This is a genomic window from Rhodococcus opacus (assembly GCF_012396235.1).
In the GTDB taxonomy this organism is placed as follows: domain Bacteria; phylum Actinomycetota; class Actinomycetes; order Mycobacteriales; family Mycobacteriaceae; genus Rhodococcus_F; species Rhodococcus_F opacus.
Genome location: NZ_JAAXPA010000002.1, coordinates 76,143 through 93,434 on the forward strand (window position 1 = coordinate 76,143; position 17,292 = coordinate 93,434).

The following is a 17,292-nucleotide window of genomic DNA, read 5'->3' on the forward strand; positions in this document are numbered from 1 at the left end:
TGCCGGGCGATGATCGGACGGGATTACTTCCCGAGGCGGGCGACGATGTCCGCGGCGGTGCGCTGACCCATCCGCACGGCGCCGTCCACGTGCTGGTAGCCCTCGGCGGCGATGTCCGAGCAGGAGAAGTGGAACGGTCCGACCGGCGTCCGCGTGTCCTTGCCGTACCGGTGCAGGCCGCCGAGGTCGAAGCTCGCGGCGTACGCGCCCCGGGTCCATTCCTCGGAGCCCCAGTCGGACTCGTAGTAGACGACCGGCTCGGCAGCCTTCGGTCCGAGGTAGCGGGCGAGCGAACCGAGGATGGTGGCCCGACGCTCCTCTTCACTCAGTTCGAACATGGCGTCGGCCTTCTCGTCCGACACGAACGCGACGAGGGTTCCCCGGCTGTCCTCGTAGTTGGTGTTGTCGTACACCTCCTGGACGACCTCGGACGCGCCGAATCCGGTGCCGGCGAGACCGTCTTCACGCCAGAACGGGGTCTCGTACACGGCGTGCACCTTGATGACGAGTCCCAGCGACTGGTGCTGGTGCATCTGGTGCTGGCGGCGCGGCAGCGGCGGGTCGTAGGAGATGCGGGAGTACAGGTTCGGCGGGACGGCGAGCACGACGCGGGACGCCTCCACGCGAATGTCCCCGTCCGCCAGCACGACTGCACCGTCCTCGCTCCACTGGACGGTGCGCACCGGCGCGTTCAGGAAGACGTCGTCGCCGAGGGCGGCCGCCATCCGGATCGACACCTGCTGCATGCCGCCGATGACGCGCTTGTCGAGGATGAAGTCCTCGTCCACCAGGTGCGAGAACGATCCGGCGGACGCGGCCATGAGCACGGCCTGCAGCGCGGAGAACGAGTGTGCGGGCTTGGTCAGCATGCCGCCTGCGATGAACAGGCCGATGTTGTCGCGGGCCTCGGCGTCGTCGGACTGCTCGATCAGCCAGTGCTTGAACGAGATCGTGTCCAGTTCGCGGGCCAGCGGGTGCGCCCAGGGCTCCTCGGCGCCGACCTGCGCGGCGAGGTCATCGAGGATCTGGATCAGCCGGTCCATCTCCTTACGGGTCGTCTCGTCGACGGGGAAGGATTCGCCGGTGTAGCGGGTGCGTTCGCCGGCGGCGGAGATGTAGACGGACTCACCCTCGCGGTACCGGTCGAACGTCTCGAGTCCGAGTTCGTCGAGCAGGGAGATGAGCGTCGTCTGGTCGGGGGAGACCCACTGGCCGCCGATCTCCAGCATCGCGCCGTCGATGGTGTCGGTCCAGGTCCGGCCACCCACGCGGTCGCGCGCCTCCAGGACCGCGACGGACAGCCCCGCCTTGCGCAGCGCGGTGGCTGCGGCCAGGCCGGACGGGCCGGCGCCGACGATGGCGACATCACGTTGGAGAGTAGGCACTTTCGAGCTCCTTTGGTTGAAGTGCTGACGGGTTCGTGAAATGTGGTTCGGTAGGGCATGTCTCCCAATCCCCGTTTCGGCGCTCCTGGCGCCCAATCGCCGCCCTGCTGCGTTGTCGTCGGCGCCGATACAACAGCGGTATCGGCTTCTCCTCCGCCTTGCCGGACGACGATTGTTTCGCCAGGTGCATCCGAGAGAGATTGGGAGACACGCCCTAACAGCGGGTGAGCGCGAGTGACAGTTCGGCATCGATGACGCAGATGCTCGAGTTGTCCACGCGGTCGTGGCTCCGCAGCTCGCCGAGCATCTGTGCCAGGCGGTCCGCGGCGGTGGTGTGTTCGGTCAGCCAGGCGGCGACGGCGTCGGCGGCGGACGTCGCGGGCGAGGCGTCGCGCAACACCAGTCCGATCAGGCCGTGCCAGTGCTCCTGCAGGTTGTCGACGAGGACGGCTCCCGCCATGGCCTCCCAGTAGGCGGTCCCGGTCTCGCCGACGGAGAACCGTTCCGACAGCCAGTCGAGGCCCACCACCCGGCCGAATTCGCGGTACGTCTCGGCGACCTGGGTGATCGGCAGATCGAGCGACTGCGCGGTGGTCTCCAGGGCGAAGCCCTGCGCCAGGATCCGCAGCGTGCCCAGGTCCTGGGCGGGCACACCGGTGAGGCGCGGCAGTGCGGCGGCGAGTTCCTGGACCGGCTTCGCGAAGCGCTCGATCAGCGCCTGCGCATCCGTGCCGGCGGTGCGATGCCGCAGCAGCCACGACGTGGTGCGCTCGATCAGGTCCTGGATGCCGAAGTGCAGGTTCAGCCGGGTCCGGTGGGATGCGCCGGGCAGGGTGAGGACCTCGTTCCACAGGCGGTCGATGTCGAACACCTGCCGCACCACCGCGTACGCGACGGTGATCTCGGGGGTGCCGACGCCGAGCCGCTCCTCGAGGCGGTGGATCAGGCCGGGGCCGACACGGTCGATCATGTCGCCGGCCACGATGACGGCCACGATCTCCCGGGCGAGCCGGTGACCGCTGATCTGCTGGGGGACGCGTTCGCGGATGGATGCCGGGAAGTAGTCGGCGAGAACACCGTCGAACACGGCATCGTCGAGCACGGGGGAGGCGAGCAGTTCGGTGACGACGAGGTTCTTCGACTGTGCGAGCAGAACCGCGATCTCCGGCCGGACCAGTCCCTGGCCCGCGCGGTGCCGCGCCGACAGTTCCGCCGCCGACGGCAGGACCTCCGCGGCCCGGCTGATCCCGGCGTCCCGCTCGAGGTTCTCGATCAGCCTCTCGTGGCGTCCGAGCAGGAACGGTGCGTGGACCTCGGCGAGGCTGATGGCGAGGGTCTGGGAGGCGGCGTCGGCGAGCACCGATTCGCCGATCTCGTCCTGGACGCGGGCGAGCAGCGTGTTCCGTTCCTCGGCGGGGAGTTCGCCGGCCGCCACGGCCGCGTCCAGCGCGACCTTCAGGTTCACTTCCCGATCCGACGTGGCGACCCCGGTGGCGTTGTCGATGAAGTCGGCATTGATCCGGCCGCCGTTCAGCGCGTACTCGATGCGGGCGCGCTGCGTGAGGCCGAGGTTGCCGCCCTCACCGATCACCGCGGCGCGCACATCGCTCGCCTCCACCCGGACGGCGTCGTTGGCCGGGTCGGCGGCGTCGGCGTGCCCCTCGGCGGAAGCCTTGACGTACGTTCCGATTCCGCCGTTCCACAGCAGATCCACGTCCGCGGTCAGCAGCGCCTTCACCACCTCGTGGGGCGGGAGTTCGGTGGCGGTGACGCCGAGGCGTTCACGCACCTGCGGCGACAGCGGGATCTTCTTCGCCGTCCGCGGCCACACGCCGCCGCCCGCCGACACGAGGCTCCGGTCGTAGTCGTCCCAGCTGCTGCCGGGCACGGACGCGAGGCGCTCGCGCTCCCGGTAGGACGCCTCGGAATCCGGTTCGGGATCGAGGAAGATGTGCCGGTGGTCGAACGCGCCGACCAACCGGATGGCGCGGCTGAGCAGCATCCCGTTGCCGAACACGTCGCCGGACATGTCGCCGATGCCGACCACCGTGAACGCGTCGGTGTCGACGTTCTTGCCCATCTCGGCGAAATGCCTGCGGACGGAGACCCATCCGCCGCGCGCCGTGATGCCCATCGCCTTGTGGTCGTAGCCGGCGGAGCCGCCGGACGCGAACGCGTCGCCTAGCCAGAAGCCGCGACGCGTCGCGATGCTGTTGGCCAGGTCGGAGAATCGGGCCGTGCCCTTGTCGGCGGCCACCACCAGATAGGGGTCGGCGTCGTCGTAGATCACCGTGTCGCGGGGGTGGACCACCTCGCCGTCGACGATGTCGTCGGTGACGTCGAGCAGTCCGTCGATGAAACTCGTGTATGCCGCGCGGACCGCGTCGGGCGTCGTCTCGGTGCGCACCACGAACGCGCCCTTCGCGCCCATCGGAACGATCAGCGAGTTCTTCACGTGCTGTGTCTTCATCAGACCCAGAACCTCGGTGCGGAAATCGTCCTTGCGGTCCGACCACCGCAGGCCGCCGCGCGAGACCGGACCGCTGCGGACGTGGCTGCCCTCGACGATCGGCGAGTGCACGAAAATCTCGCGGTACGGGGTCACGGCCGCGGACAGCGACAGCAGCGACGGGTCGATCTTGAACGCGGCGGGGGCGGCGCTGATCGTGCGGTCGTGCTGGAACCAGTTGGTGCGCAGCACCGCCGACGTGAACGACAGCAGGCCGCGGAGCAGACGGTCCTCGTCCAGCGTCGCGGTGCGGTCGATCGCGTCGAGCAGCACGCGCTCCGCGTCCGCGACGGCGCTGTCCCGGTCGGGGCCGGTGACGGCGGGATCGAAACGGGCGGTGAACAGGTCGCGGAATCCGCGCACGAAATCACTGTGCCGCAACAGGATCGCCACGATGTTGGGTTCCGACAGTCCCAGCCCCACCTGACGGAGGTAGCGGCAAGCCGCCCGGACCAGGACGGCGTCCGTCCACGTCAGGTTCGCCGCGGCGACGAGGCGGGTGAATCCGTCGACCTCCAGATGTCCGGTGGCCGCGGCCTCGAACGCGTCGGACAGCAGGCCCGGAGTTTCGGCGTCCCAGGCGAAGTCGCCGGTGCTGAAGTCGAACCGGTGGACCAGCGGGCTGCCGGGCTCGCCCGCGGGCAGCTGTTCGTGGGACGCGACCCGCAACCCGAGGTCCGCGAACAGTGCGACCAGCTCGGCGAGCAACGGGGTGCCCTGCGGCCAGACCATGACGGCGGCCGGCTCGGGCAGTGCATCCGCGGTGTCGACGAATCGCAGCCGCGGAGTGGTCCCTCCGGACGCCAGGACCGCGCTCGACACGGCGGCCTCGTCCTGGCGTGGACGGGGTGTGTCGGTCGTGCTCGGAATGACACCGGTATAGCTCATCGTGTGGCTCCTGACCCCTGATCTGGCAAACGCGTGACTTGGGAACCAGTGTGTCGAGAAGAGACGCACGCCACATCCGACGAAGTGGAGCGTCGTGCGGCGACGGACGCGACGTTTCGGAGCCGTGAGTATTTGTTAACCGCGGGCGGTTAACAAGTACTCACGGCCAGACGAGAACGCGGACAGTGTGACAGACGGCCTGGGGGAGAGCAGTGGCAACGCAGACGTTGAGGAACCAGTGCTTCACCAGGTCATCCGTTGATGACCCGGCGATCGCCGAGCGGTGCCTGCAAGGGGACTTCGAGGGTGCCGAACACGGCGACGAGAATGCACATCTTGTCGGCGGCCTCCGGGAGGGTGCCGGTGCGCAGCGAGATCGTGACGGTGGTGTCGGTCTCGGTGACGGTCGCGTCGGCGCCGTAGCACTCCGGGGTTCCGGTGACGAAGTGGATCGCCACCTTGTTGCCGTCCGCGCGGGACCACGACTCGAACGGCGTCGGATTCGCCCGGACGATGTCAGGGCGCGACTCGAAGACGGTGCCGAACTCGTCGCCGGGCACTTCGGAGGGAATCGGCATACCCGACGACGGATTGGTCGGGCTGGGATCCACTGCGGACGCGATCTCCGGGGGAATCGTCGGTTCGTCGATGCTCGAACCGGACCCGCATCCGGCGAGGGCGAGGCAGGCCAGCACTGCGAGGGCGATTACGCGCATATGCCACGGTAACCTCATCCCGCGAGCAGGCCGGAGACCAGCGCAATCCCCGGAATCGCAGCCAACGTGGTGACGAAAGCCGTGTCTCGCGCCAGCACCGTTCCCACCCCGTACCGGCTGGCGTAGACGAAGACGTTCTGGGCCGTGGGCAGCGTCGCCACCACCACGATGGCGAACAGTTCGTGGCCGTCGAGCCCGAGCAGATAGCGCGCCATCAGGTAGGCCAGCACCGGTTGCACCACGATCTTGAGCACCGACGCCAGCGCGACGTCGCGTCGCGGGCTCGTCCCCTTCTCGAGCACCCGCACCCCGTACAGCGAGATGCCGAACGCGAGCAGCGCACCGGGCACCGACGCGCCACCCATGAGCCGGAACGGCTGCATGAGGGCTTCCGGGGGTGTCCAGCCGAGGAGTGCGATCAGCAGTCCCGCGGCACCCGCCACGACGATCGGGTTCTTGAACGGCGCGGTGATCGTGTCGAGCCGCGACGCGCCGCGCCGGAGCGTGGTGACGTCCAGGATGGTGAGGGCGATGGGGGAGTACGCGATGATCTGGAACAGCAGTAGCGGCGCCACGAACGACGCGTCCCCCAGCACGAACACCGCGATGGGAATGCCGAGATTCGCGGAGTTCACGTACGACGCCGACAGTGCGCCGATCGTCAGTTCCGGAAGGGACCTGCGTAGCCACACTCTCGCGACGACCATGTACAGTGCGCCGACCGTCAATGCCGTGACAGCCGCGACGGCCAGAGTGGGCGAGAAGATCACGGAGAGGTCGGACGATGCGAGCGAATCGAACAGCAGCGCCGGTGTGGCGACGAAGAACACCAGCCTGCCCAGGACGGTTTCGCCCTCCGCTCCCAGCGTCCCGCGACGGCCGAGCAGGTAGCCGATGGCGATGATGACGAATATGACGGTGAATCCCGCAACCACTCCCGACACGTTGCGGGGCACCTCCTCGACAGGTAAGCCTCCTGTCGGCAAACCTTCCGAAGTCTAGTGCTCGGCGTTCGGGTGGGTGACAATAGCGTCCGGTCGGGGAGATCGTCTGTGCGCGCGTTCAGTCGCGCGCGAGGAGTCGCAATGCTGCGTCGAACGACCGTCCTCTGTGCGCTGTTCTGCGCGTGGACCCTTGCCTGGGGTGCCGCTCCCGTGGCGTCGGCGCTGGCCCCGCCGTCGAGTGGCGATCCGCAACTGATCGCGCTCGCCGGGCAGGTCCTCGGGCGCAGCTACCGCGAGAACGCGAGCGTCGCGTACATCGACGCGTCCGGTACCCGGTTCGCGAATTTCGGGGCCACCGAGGGTACCGACTTCGAGATCGGTTCCGTCACCAAGACGTTCACCGCGGAACTGTTCGTCGACGCCGTCGCCCGGGGTGAGGTGCGCGAGGACACGAAGGTCGGAGATGTGCTGCCGTTGCGGGGCGCACCGGTCGGCGACGTGACGCTACTCGAGCTGGCGTCCCACACGTCCGGGCTGGCGCAGTTCCCGATGAGCACCGACACCGTGGTGGCCGTCGGGCACTGGGTGGTCGCGTCCAACCCGTTCACGTACGACCGGGACACCCTGCTGCAGCAACTGCAGTCGGCGCCCCTCACGACCCGCGGCACGTACTCGTACTCGACCGTCGGCTTCGCGCTGCTCGGCCAGGCGCTGGCCGCGGCAGCGCACACGGACTACCCGTCGCTGCTCCGCGAGCGCATGCTCGTCCCCCTCGGACTGTCGCAGTCGTGGATGCCGCTCACCGCCGCCGACCTGCCGCCGAACGTCACCCGCGGATTCGACGTCCTGCACCGGTCGCAGGACCCGTGGCCGCTGGACGCCTACGCCCCGGCCGGCGGGTTGCGGTCCACCGCGAACGACATGTCGACGTACGTCCGGGCGCTCCTCGACGGGACGGTCCCCGGCGCCGCGGCCATGGACCCCCTGTGGATCGGCGACAACTACCGCGCGCTGACGTGGTCGATCGTCCCGTTCGAAGGTCGCGACTACACGCTGCACGGCGGCGCGACCGGTGGTTTCCAGTGCACGGTCGTGCTCGACCGGGAGAACGACCGCGGACTCGTCATCCTCACCGACACCATCGGCGGACTCGAGCAGCAGGGTCTGGAGATCCTCGCCCACACTCCCATGTGAGTGTTTTCGCGTCCCGGGGCACACATTGTCACTCACGTGTCCAGGTACCCCCGTTGGGTATGTCCGGTTACAGTGGTCGTGTGGAGACGGCAACCGGGCGGAGGCGCACAGTCGTGGCGCGTGCCGCGCTGCTGATCGCCGTCGCCGCCGGGGTGCTCCTCATGCACAGCCTGATCGCGCCGACCGCGATCGCCGCGGCACACGAGCAGCCCTCGGTCACCGCGTCCCACTCCGAAGACCCCCACGGTTGCGGGGACGGCTGCGAGCAACCCCATGTCACCGGACATCAGTGTGCCGGTGTGATCGTGGTGATCGCCGCGCTGACGTCGGTGATGTTGCTGTGGTGGCATTCCGTGGATCCCGCCGCGCGACGGTCGCGGGTGAGCGCCGACCGTGTGCGGTCGGGGCGCGGACCACCACCGTGGACGGTGCTGTCGTTGGCGGAACTCTCGATTCTGCGGGTGTGACAGGGAGCCCGGGGCGTGTGCCCCGGCGGATCCGACTGTCATTTCCCGAATCGATCTCGAGGAGTTCCTCATGCGTACCACCATCACTGCCCTGATCGCCGCCGCGGCAGGCGCGGCTCTCGTCCTGACCGGCTGCGGCACCGACTCGGCAGGCACCTCGTCGACGTCCGGCGCCTCGACGTCCGCGGTCGAATCGCAGGCGCAGTTCAACGACGCCGATGTCGTGTTCCTGGAAGGGATGTACCCGCATCACGCGCAGGCGGTGCAGATGGCCGACATGGTCGCCGGCCACACCGACAACGCCGACGTGGTCGCTCTCTCTGCCGCGATCAAGGCGGCGCAGCAACCCGAGATGGACCGGATGACCACCTGGTTCCAGCAGTGGGGGCAACCGGTTCCGACGCCCGACATGTCCGGCATGCATGGCATGAACCACGGTGCCGGCATGATGTCGGCCGATCAGATGGACGCCCTGACGGCACTGTCGGGCACGGAGTTCGACCGGCAATGGCTGACCATGATGATCGAGCACCACGAGGGCGCGATCGACATGGCGAACACCGAACTGGCCGACGGTGAGAACCCGGAGGCCAGGCAGATGGCCACCGACATCGTGACCGCCCAGCAGAAGGAGATCGCCGACATGCAGGCCGCGCTCGGCTGACCGGAATGACGAAAAGGCCGCGTAATCCGAGGATTACGCGGCCTTTTCGGTGCCTACGTGAGTTACCGGCTCGTGAAGGGCAGCAGAGCCATCTCGCGAGCGTTCTTGACGGCGACGGCAACCTGACGCTGCTGCTGCGGGGTCAGGCCCGTGACGCGGCGGCTACGGATCTTGCCGCGGTCCGAGATGAACGTGCGGAGGAGGTTGATGTCCTTGTAATCGACGTACTCGATCTTGGCCGCGAACAACGGGTTCTTCTTGGGCTTGCGGCCCTCGACGGGACGCGGCTTCTTCGACGGTGCTCTCTTGACTGCCATCTGCTTCCTTTACCAGCTCGACTTGTGGACGCCTGGCAGCTCCCCGCGGTGCGCCATCTCGCGAACACGCACGCGAGAGAGCCCGAACTTCCTCAGGTGGCCGCGCGGACGTCCATCCGCAGCGTCTCGATTGCGCAATCGTACCGGACTCGCGTCGCGGGGTAGACGCTGCAGTGCCGCCCGGGCCTCCGCGCGCTCGTCTTCGCTGCTCGACGGACGGCGGATGGTCTCCTTCAGCTCCGCGCGGCGCTCCGCCCAGCGTGCCACGACGATCTTGCGCTGCTCGTTCTTCGCGATCTTCGACTTCTTGGCCATGTGCGGTGTCTTCTACTTCTCTTCTCGGAAATCGACGTGCTTCCGCACGACCGGGTCGTACTTCTTCATCACCAGACGATCGGGGTCGTTGCGGCGGTTCTTGCGTGTCACGTACGTGTATCCGGTACCTGCCGTCGACTTCAGCTTCACGATCGGGCGGATCTCGTTGCGGGCGGCCATCAGATCTTCTCCCCACGGGCGCGGATCCGGGCGACGACGGCCTCGATACCGTCGCGGTCGATGGTCTTGATGCCCTTGGTGGAGAGCGTGAGGGTCACCCGCCTGTCCTCACTGGGCAGGAGATACGTCTTCTTCTGGATGTTCGGATCCCAGCGCCGGTTGGTGCGCTTGTGGGAGTGCGACACGGACTTGCCGAATCCTGGCTGGCGTCCGGTCACCTGGCAGTGGGCCGACATGGGCGTTCCTCCCTGTACCCCTCGCAAGAGGTTATGACAATCATTTTCGACAATGGCGAGATTCCAATGTAGCGTTCCGTCCACGTAATGACAATCGTTATCGAAAGGGTGCTCGTGAGTGAGATACTCGACGGCCGGACGCCGCTGATCCTGGTTTCCGGCTGGAACGGCCCCACCGAGGACACGGCGCGGTCGCTGCTCCGCGACGGCACCGTCGTCGTGCATCACGACCTCGACCTCGTGCACGAGGGCGTCGTGCGCCGCACCGTCACCACGCTGGAGTCGGGGGCGCCGCGCGAGCGCCTCGGCATCCTCGAACTGGCGCACGGCTGCATCTCCTGCACGCTGCGCGAGGACCTTCTTCCGCTGCTCCGCCGCCTGCACACCCGCAGTTCGGTGCAGCGGATCGTGCTGCACCTCGACCGCCGGCTCGAACCCGAGGCGGTGTGCTGGGCGGTCGAGCACGTGGCGGTGTCCGGTGTGGTGGGCCAGATCGACGGCCCGGCATCGCGGGACGTGCGCGTCGACGGCGTCGTCACCTGTGTCGACGCGGGAGCGTGGCTGGCCGACGCCACCGGCGACGAAGCACTCGACGACGACCGCACCGTCGCGCAGGTAGCGGTCGGGCAGGTGGACTTCGCCGACGCCCTGGTGGTGTCGGGCAGTGCCGGCGACGGCTGGCAGCAGGCCCGGCTCCACGCCGTCCTGGCCCGGCTGGCACCCGGCGCGCCGATCATCTGGGACGGGGACGCGCCCGACGTCGAACGCCTGCTCCGCGACATCCCGGCTGGCGCTCGGCGCGGTGAGCCGTCCCACGCCCACTCACCGCTGCTGCGCGGGCAGCCGCCGCTGTCCCACGACTGCGGCGTCATGCTCGTCGAGTTCACCGCCACCCGGCCGTTCCATCCGGAACGACTGCACGAGGCCGTCGACGTCCTCCTCGACGGGGTCGTCACGTCTCGCGGCCGCGTCTGGGTTGCGACGCAGCCGGACGAGGCACTGTGGCTCGAGTCGGCCGGTGGGGGACTGCGGGTGGCCAGTGCCGACCGCTGGCTGGCCGCGATGACCCCGGAGGAACAGGAACAGGTCGGGGTCGCGCGCCGCGCGATGGCCGCGCTGTGCTGGGACGAGCGCTTCGGCGACCGGCACACGTCGATGGTGGTGCTGGTGCATGCGGCCGACCCCACCGAGATCGACCGCACGCTGCAGTGGGCGCTCGTCACCGACGACGAACTCGCGGACGAAGCCGCCTGGCAGTCGTGGCCCGACCCGTTCGGGCAGTTCCACGAAGACCCCTGCGAGAGCAGTGAATCACCCTACGCAGAACCCGAATCGAGAGAGGGACACGAATGAAGGCGAACATCCACCCCGACTACCACCCCGTGGTGTTCCAGGACGCGAGCACCGGAACCACGTTTCTCACGCGGTCGACGGTGACCAGCGACCGCACCGCCCTCTGGGCGGACGGCAACACCTATCCGCTGGTGGTCGTGGATGTGACCAGCGAGTCGCACCCGTTCTGGACCGGCGCGCAGCGCGTGATGGACACCGCGGGCCGCGTCGAGAAGTTCGAACGCCGCTACGGAGTGCGCAAGCGCCCGTGAGTACTTATTAACCGCGGGCGGTTAATAAGTACTCACGGGTCGACGACGAAGGAGGAGACACACCATGGCAGTACCGAAACGCAGAATGTCGCGGTCCAATACGCGCAGCCGCAGATCGCAGTGGAAGGCCCAGGCACCCGACCTCGTCGAGGTGACAGTGGGCGGCGCGACGCATCGCGTGCCGCGCCGGCTGGTGAAGGCCGTGAAGCTGGGATTGGTGGACCCGGCCGGGAAGTGACGCTCCCCGTGCGAACCTTGGCGGGTGTTGCTGTACATCCTGGAACTGGTGGGCATCGCGGTGTTCGCGGCGTCGGGCGCCCTGGTGGGGGTGACGAAGCGCCTCGACATCTTCGGTGTGTGCGTGGTCGGTGTCTTCACCGCTCTCGGTGGCGGCATCGTCCGCGACGTCCTGCTGGGCATCCAACCGCCGACGTCGCTGGGTAGCTGGCCGAACCTCGGCACGTCGTTCGGCATGTCGTTGCTGGTGTTCTTCCTGCACTCGACTGTCGGGCGACTCCGCCGGGAGATCCTGGTGCTCGACGCTCTGGGCATGGGCCTGTTCGCGAGCACGGGCGCCGTGATCGCGCTCGACCACGGGGCGAGTCCACTCGCGTCGTGTCTGATCGGCGGGACGGCGGCGATCGGCGGCGGGATCCTGCGCGACGTGCTGGTGAACGAGGTCCCGTTGCTGCTGCAGCGGGACTTCTACGCGGTTCCGGCGCTGCTCGGTTCGGCGCTGGTGGTCGTGGTGAGCGAGTGGGGTTTGGGCACCGACGTGGCGCTGGTGGTGGGAACCGTGTTCGCGTCGGCGCTCCGGGTGCTGGCGCTGTGGCGGAACTGGGGTCTGCCGGGTCCGCGGGTCCTCGAGTGATCGCCGCCAGGGCATGTCGATGATCCCTTCTCAGACATATCTCAGTTGATCGGGCCAAACTGTCGGGTATGCGCATTTTGGTGGTCGACGACGATCGCGCCGTGAGGGAGTCCTTACGGCGGTCCCTCAGCTTCAACGGGTACTCGGTGGAACTGGCCGTCGACGGTATCGATGCTCTCGAGAAGGTGGCGAACGCGCGCCCCGACGCGCTCGTGCTCGATGTGATGATGCCGCGCCTGGACGGTCTCGAGGTGTGCCGACGGCTGCGGAGTACCGGCGACGACCTGCCGATTCTCGTCCTCACTGCGCGCGACTCCGTGTCGGAGCGGGTGTCGGGACTGGACGCCGGAGCCGACGACTACCTGCCGAAACCCTTCGCCCTGGAGGAGTTGCTGGCCCGGCTGCGCGCACTGCTGCGCCGCGCTGCGCCGGAGCCGGGCATCGACTCGGAGAAGATGACGTTCGAGGACCTCACGCTCGACCCGGTCACCCGCGAGGTGACGCGTGGCGAGCGGTCCATCAGCCTCACCCGCACCGAGTTCTCGCTCCTCGAGATGCTGATGGCCAACCCGCGCCGGGTGCTGACCCGCGGCCGCATCCTCGAGGAGGTGTGGGGTTACGACTTCCCGACGTCCGGCAACGCGCTGGAGGTCTACGTCGGGTATCTGCGCCGCAAGACGGAGGCGGACGGCGAGACCCGCCTGCTGCACACCGTCCGCGGAGTCGGCTACGTGCTGCGGGAGACTCCTCCGTGATGGCAGTTCCGTTCCACAAGACCGCCGACAAGTCGGGGTCGGCGAAGCACAACTCGCACCACGTTTCCCGGCACCCCACTGGCCCGATCCCGTTACCGCCCGAGATGCGACCTCCGATGCCGTTGACGCGGTCGGTGTCGTTGCGGTGGCGGGTGACGTTGCTCGCCGCGTCCGTGGTGGCCATCGCGGTTGCCGTCATGGCGATCGCGGCGTACGCCGTGGTCTCGCGGGCGCTGTACGCGGATGTCGACAACCAGTTGCGCACCCGCGCGTCGGCGCTCATCGACAGCAATCTCGTGACGTTCGATCCGCGCTACATCGCGGGCGCGACGCTGTACACGACGGACATCAGTGTGGCGCTGATCTTCCCGGACCTCGACACGTACACTCCGCCGGGGTCGAGTGTCCCCATCGGTGAACCCGAACTGTCCGTGGCCCGCGGCGAGCGCGACACGTCGTTGCGTACGGCGGACAATCAGCGGGTGCTGGCCGAGCGCACCCAGGACGGCAGCACCCTGGTGATCGCGCAGCGCCTGGCGCCGACGGGCGCCGTGCTCGACCGGCTCGCCTGGGTGCTGTTCATCGTCGGCGGGTGCGGAGTGGTCCTCGCGGCCGCCGCCGGAACGACGGTGGGGCGCACCGGTCTGCGTCCGATCGCCCGGCTCACTGCCGCCACGGAACGGGTGGCTCGGACCGACGACCTGACGCCCATGCCGGTGACGGGCAACGACGAACTCGCCCGGCTCACCGAGAGTTTCAACACGATGCTGAGGGCGCTCGCGGAATCGCGGGAGCGGCAGAGCCGGCTCGTCGCCGACGCCGGACACGAACTGCGGACGCCGCTCACGTCGTTGCGCACCAACATGGAGTTGCTGATCGCGTCGAGTCGTCCTGGCGCACCGCACATTCCGGACGAGGACATGGCCGAACTGCGCACCGACGTGGTGGCGCAGATCGAGGAACTCTCGCAGCTGGTGGGCGACCTCGTCGATCTCGCCCGCGAGGACGCACCGGAGACCGTTTTCGAGAGAGTCGATCTCAGCGAAGTGGTGGATCGCAGTCTCGAGCGGGCACGCCGCCGGCGCAACGAGATCGACTTCACCGCCGTCACCGTTCCCTGGTTCGTCTACGGCGACCACGCGGGACTGTCGCGGGCGGTGCTCAACGTGCTCGACAACGCGGCCAAGTGGAGTCCCACCGGTGAGCAGGTGCGTGTGGCGATGAAGCCGGCAGGCGACGGACTTCTCGAGCTGACGGTCGACGACGCGGGCCCGGGCATTCCGGAGGAGGATCGGGAGCTCGTGTTCGACCGCTTCTACCGGTCGACGGCGTCGCGCTCGATGCCCGGCTCCGGGCTGGGTCTGGCGATCGTCAGGCAGGTGGTGGTCAAGCACGGCGGCACGATCGCCGTCGACGTCTCCGAACGGGGCGGTGCGCTCATCCGGATCGTCCTTCCGGGTGAGCCCGGAGCGGAATAGTCTCAGGGTCTCGGCTTACTCAAAGGCCGGTCTCAGGACCTTCTCAGTCCCACCGGGCACTCTCGTAGACAGAGACGGTGCGACTGCCCCTGCGGGCGGTCGCGGGAGATGGAAGTGATGCGATGACCGAAGATCGAAACAGTCACGACGGCAACAGCCGCGACAATGCGGGTGGTGACCAGGGCGTGCGCCCCGATCAGCCTGCCCACCCGCAGGCGGCGCCGGGTCACCACCCGACCGAGCAGTTTCCGGCCGCACCGCAGCACCCCACGGGCGGTCCGATGGGTCAGCAGGCCTACGGCGCCGGGTACCCCCAGGGCAACCCGTACGGTGTGCCGCACCAGCCCACACAGCAGTTCGGGCAGCCTCAGCACGGCGCTCCGGGACACCCGGGTGCCCAGCACGCGGCCGGGCAGCACGGGGCGCCTCAGGGCCCGTTCCCCGGCCTTCAGGGCCCCGGACAGGCCGGGGAGGGATCGACGGCGACCGCGACCAAGCGTCCCGCCCGCACCGCCATCGTGGTGGGCGCTGTGGCGCTCGCTCTCGTGAGCGGCGGTATCGGTGGCGTCGTGGGCTCCCTGGCAACCGAACGGAACGGCAGCGGCGCCGCGGTGACCAACTCCCTCGACGCCCCCAAGAACAACACCGCGACCCCGGCCGCGAACGCACCGGCAGGTTCGGTGCAGGCGGTCGCGAACAAGGTGGTCCCGAGCGTCGTCCAGATCGAGGTGGCGACGGCAGGCGGTTCCGGTGGAGAAGGATCCGGCATCGTCATCTCGTCCGACGGCATGATCCTCACCAACAATCACGTGGCAGGCGCGGCCGCGAAGGGCGGCAAGCTGACCGTCGCTTTCTCGGACGGCAGCACGGCGGACGCCAAGCTGGTCGGCGCCGACCCGGTGTCCGATCTCGCGGTCATCAAGGTGGACGGCAAGACCGATCTCACTCCGATCGAGCTGGGAACGTCCGGCAACGTCCAGGTCGGGCAACAGGTCGTTGCGATCGGGTCGCCCCTCGGCCTGGCCGGGACCGTCACCGAGGGCATCATCTCGGCGCTCAATCGCCCGGTGTCCACCAGTGGTGAGTCCGGCAACCAGAACACCGTCATCGACGCCCTCCAGACGGACGCGGCGATCAACCCGGGCAACTCGGGCGGCGCCCTCGTCAACATGGACGGCCAGCTGGTCGGCATCAACACCGCCATCGCGAGTATCGGCGGTTCGGGTGCGGGCGAGCAGAGCGGATCCATCGGGCTCGGCTTCGCGATCCCGGTCGACCAGGCTCGGCGCATCGCGGACGAGCTGGTCAAGACCGGCAAGGCCACCCAGGCCGTCATCGGGATCCAGGTCCCGTCGCAGGACGCCGCCAACGGTGCCACCGTCGTCGAGGTCACGTCGGGCAGCCCGGCGGAGAAGGCGGGAATTCCGAAGGGGTCGGTGATCACCAAGGTCGACGACCGCGTCATCACCAGTGGCGACGCGCTCATCGCCGCCATCCGCTCACACGCACCGGGAGACAATGTGTCCATCACCTACACCGACGGGAACGGATCCAATTCCAAGACCGTCGACGTCACGCTCGGAACCGCCGAACAGGGTGGCCGCTGATGAACACGGGGATTCTCGGGCAGGTCGAGTCCGTTCTGAACGGGGCCACTACGGTAGGGACCATGGACATCGAAGCCTCGCTGGCCGGCCGCGCGCTGGTGGTAATCGTCGACGACCGCACCGCTCACGGTGACGGCAAGGACTCCATCGGGCCTCTGGTGACAGAACTGCTGAACGAGGCCGGCTTCATCGTCGACGCCATCGTGGCGGTGGCGGCCGACGAGGTGGAGATCCGCAACGCGCTCAACACCGCCGTCATCGGCGGCGTCGACCTCGTCGTCTCGGTCGGCGGCACCGGCGTGTCGCCGCGCGACGTCGCCCCCGACGTCACGGCCGAGGTCCTCGACCGCGAGATTCCGGGAATCTCGGAGGCCCTCCGGTCTTCGGGTCTCGCCGCCGGTTCGCTGGACGCGGGCCTCTCCCGCGGGCTCGCCGGAGTGTCCGGCAGCACACTCGTGGTAAACCTCGCCTCCTCCCGCGCCGCGGTCCGGGACGGCATGGCCACCCTGACGCCGCTCGCGGCGCACGTGATTTCCGAATTGTCCGGTCTGGAAGGCTGAGACGATTTCTCGTTCCGACGAGCCGGACTCGCCAAGCGAGACCGACGAGCAGGCAGTTCCGAGCCGGGCCCCGATCGACAGGGCCCGGCTCGAACGCATCTTCGGGGACGTCTTCCCCGACACCACCGCGGACGAACGCGAACCTGGGGAAGGGCCCGCCGCCGCTGCCGGCGACGAATGGCTGCGCCGTCAGCGCCCCCCACATCACGGGTAGTTACCTTCGAAAGCCTCACCTTAAGCGAATCGTGATCTGCGGTCCCGCTCTGCGATCAGCGTGAGTATTTGTGCTTCCGCCCGGGCGGAATTTCCCCGGGCGCGGGGCCGCCTTCAGTGTTCTTTCAGGCATCACATTTCGGTCAGAACAGACATCCTTCGAGCTTGTGAACCGAATGTAAACGTTACCGAACTTAACGTGAACAGCCAGTGAAGCTGCTGGTCAGAAGGGTGGCGAGTGGTCGGAATTCTCGCGCAAATCCCACACATTGGACACGTTTTCGGGTGTGGCATACATCACGATTCTGTTTCCGATGGAATTAATTGCTTAGGCAACCACCTGCCGGTTACTGTCCTCGGCGAGTCAGTACTGGAGATGGAGGGCAGGG

19 protein-coding genes are annotated in these 17,292 nt (G+C 68.2%); 11 read left to right on the forward strand and 8 right to left on the reverse strand.

The annotated features are described in order from the left end of the window. Positions 1 to 23: 23 nt before the first annotated feature. The 4 genes from HGB39_RS02280 to HGB39_RS02295 form a co-directional block, all read right to left on the reverse strand. The gene (locus HGB39_RS02280; RefSeq protein ID WP_120661294.1) at positions 24 to 1,427 is read right to left on the reverse strand and encodes a flavin monoamine oxidase family protein; all 1,404 of its coding nucleotides are present in this window, start codon (positions 1,425 to 1,427) and stop codon (positions 24 to 26) included. A 172-nt stretch (positions 1,428 to 1,599) separates the two neighbouring features. After that, a complete protein-coding gene (locus tag HGB39_RS02285) occupies positions 1,600 to 4,782 on the reverse strand; it encodes an NAD-glutamate dehydrogenase domain-containing protein (RefSeq protein ID WP_005563636.1) in 3,183 nt (1,060 codons plus the stop codon). 251 nt (positions 4,783 to 5,033) lie between these two features. Continuing rightward, on the reverse strand, positions 5,034 to 5,498 hold the full coding sequence (locus HGB39_RS02290; RefSeq protein ID WP_005563637.1) for a hypothetical protein: 465 nt from the start codon (positions 5,496 to 5,498) through the stop codon (positions 5,034 to 5,036). Positions 5,499 to 5,512: 14 nt separating this feature from the next. Next, positions 5,513 to 6,442 carry an AEC family transporter gene (locus tag HGB39_RS02295; protein ID WP_005238627.1) on the reverse strand — a complete coding sequence of 310 codons (930 nt, stop codon included), beginning with the start codon at positions 6,440 to 6,442 and terminating at the stop codon, positions 5,513 to 5,515. A gap of 141 nt (positions 6,443 to 6,583) precedes the next feature. On the opposite strand from HGB39_RS02295, the gene HGB39_RS02300 reads away from it, so the two are divergent. The 3 genes from HGB39_RS02300 to HGB39_RS02310 all read left to right on the forward strand — a co-directional run bounded on the left by HGB39_RS02300 (position 6,584) and on the right by HGB39_RS02310 (position 8,767). Then, positions 6,584 to 7,636 carry a serine hydrolase domain-containing protein gene (locus tag HGB39_RS02300; protein ID WP_005563638.1) on the forward strand — a complete coding sequence of 351 codons (1,053 nt, stop codon included), beginning with the start codon at positions 6,584 to 6,586 and terminating at the stop codon, positions 7,634 to 7,636. Positions 7,637 to 7,716: 80 nt separating this feature from the next. Beyond that, positions 7,717 to 8,103 carry a DUF6153 family protein gene (locus tag HGB39_RS02305; protein ID WP_240482839.1) on the forward strand — a complete coding sequence of 129 codons (387 nt, stop codon included), beginning with the start codon at positions 7,717 to 7,719 and terminating at the stop codon, positions 8,101 to 8,103. Positions 8,104 to 8,173: 70 nt separating this feature from the next. Next, positions 8,174 to 8,767, forward strand: a complete 594-nt coding sequence (locus tag HGB39_RS02310; RefSeq protein ID WP_005563642.1) for a DUF305 domain-containing protein — start codon at positions 8,174 to 8,176, stop codon at positions 8,765 to 8,767. A gap of 62 nt (positions 8,768 to 8,829) precedes the next feature. Here HGB39_RS02310 and rpsR read toward each other — a convergent pair whose 3' ends face one another. Genes rpsR through rpmB form a run of 4 tightly spaced genes read right to left on the reverse strand, consistent with a single transcriptional unit; the run spans position 8,830 to position 9,815 of the window. Beyond that, entirely contained in the window at positions 8,830 to 9,084 is a 255-nt protein-coding gene (gene rpsR / locus HGB39_RS02315; RefSeq protein WP_005238639.1) for a 30S ribosomal protein S18, read from the reverse strand. A gap of 9 nt (positions 9,085 to 9,093) precedes the next feature. Then, complete coding sequence (gene rpsN, locus HGB39_RS02320) at positions 9,094 to 9,399, reverse strand: 30S ribosomal protein S14 (protein ID WP_005259913.1); 306 nt, start codon at positions 9,397 to 9,399, stop codon at positions 9,094 to 9,096. A 12-nt stretch (positions 9,400 to 9,411) separates the two neighbouring features. Beyond that, positions 9,412 to 9,579: a 50S ribosomal protein L33 gene (gene rpmG / locus HGB39_RS02325; protein ID WP_005238642.1), complete on the reverse strand. Its 168-nt coding sequence runs from the start codon at positions 9,577 to 9,579 to the stop codon at positions 9,412 to 9,414. Continuing rightward, positions 9,579 to 9,815 (reverse strand): 50S ribosomal protein L28, encoded by a 237-nt coding sequence (rpmB, locus tag HGB39_RS02330; RefSeq protein WP_005563644.1) that lies wholly within the window; start codon positions 9,813 to 9,815, stop codon positions 9,579 to 9,581. The genes rpmG and rpmB overlap by 1 nt, the downstream gene beginning before the upstream one ends. A gap of 87 nt (positions 9,816 to 9,902) precedes the next feature. Between rpmB and mrf the strand changes: the two genes are divergently transcribed. The 8 genes from mrf (at position 9,903) to HGB39_RS02370 (ending at position 16,690) form a co-directional block, all read left to right on the forward strand. Beyond that, positions 9,903 to 11,168, forward strand: coding sequence for a ribosome hibernation factor-recruiting GTPase MRF (gene mrf / locus HGB39_RS02335; RefSeq protein ID WP_064080343.1), 1,266 nt, complete (start codon positions 9,903 to 9,905; stop codon positions 11,166 to 11,168). Further along, complete coding sequence (locus HGB39_RS02340; RefSeq protein WP_005570565.1) at positions 11,165 to 11,419, forward strand: type B 50S ribosomal protein L31; 255 nt, start codon at positions 11,165 to 11,167, stop codon at positions 11,417 to 11,419. The genes mrf and HGB39_RS02340 overlap by 4 nt, the downstream gene beginning before the upstream one ends. Before the next feature lie 64 nt (positions 11,420 to 11,483). Continuing rightward, positions 11,484 to 11,657 (forward strand): 50S ribosomal protein L32, encoded by a 174-nt coding sequence (rpmF, locus tag HGB39_RS02345; protein WP_005259908.1) that lies wholly within the window; start codon positions 11,484 to 11,486, stop codon positions 11,655 to 11,657. Between the two features lie 24 nt (positions 11,658 to 11,681). After that, positions 11,682 to 12,290, forward strand: coding sequence for a trimeric intracellular cation channel family protein (locus tag HGB39_RS02350; RefSeq protein WP_005570563.1), 609 nt, complete (start codon positions 11,682 to 11,684; stop codon positions 12,288 to 12,290). A 68-nt stretch (positions 12,291 to 12,358) separates the two neighbouring features. After that, complete coding sequence (locus tag HGB39_RS02355; protein ID WP_005238656.1) at positions 12,359 to 13,045, forward strand: response regulator transcription factor; 687 nt, start codon at positions 12,359 to 12,361, stop codon at positions 13,043 to 13,045. After that, entirely contained in the window at positions 13,045 to 14,523 is a 1,479-nt protein-coding gene (locus HGB39_RS02360) for a sensor histidine kinase (protein ID WP_005570561.1), read from the forward strand. The genes HGB39_RS02355 and HGB39_RS02360 overlap by 1 nt, the downstream gene beginning before the upstream one ends. Before the next feature lie 122 nt (positions 14,524 to 14,645). Further along, positions 14,646 to 16,130, forward strand: coding sequence for a S1C family serine protease (locus tag HGB39_RS02365; protein WP_081315295.1), 1,485 nt, complete (start codon positions 14,646 to 14,648; stop codon positions 16,128 to 16,130). Next, complete coding sequence (locus tag HGB39_RS02370; RefSeq protein WP_005567398.1) at positions 16,130 to 16,690, forward strand: MogA/MoaB family molybdenum cofactor biosynthesis protein; 561 nt, start codon at positions 16,130 to 16,132, stop codon at positions 16,688 to 16,690. The genes HGB39_RS02365 and HGB39_RS02370 overlap by 1 nt, the downstream gene beginning before the upstream one ends. Positions 16,691 to 17,292 lie beyond the last annotated feature (602 nt).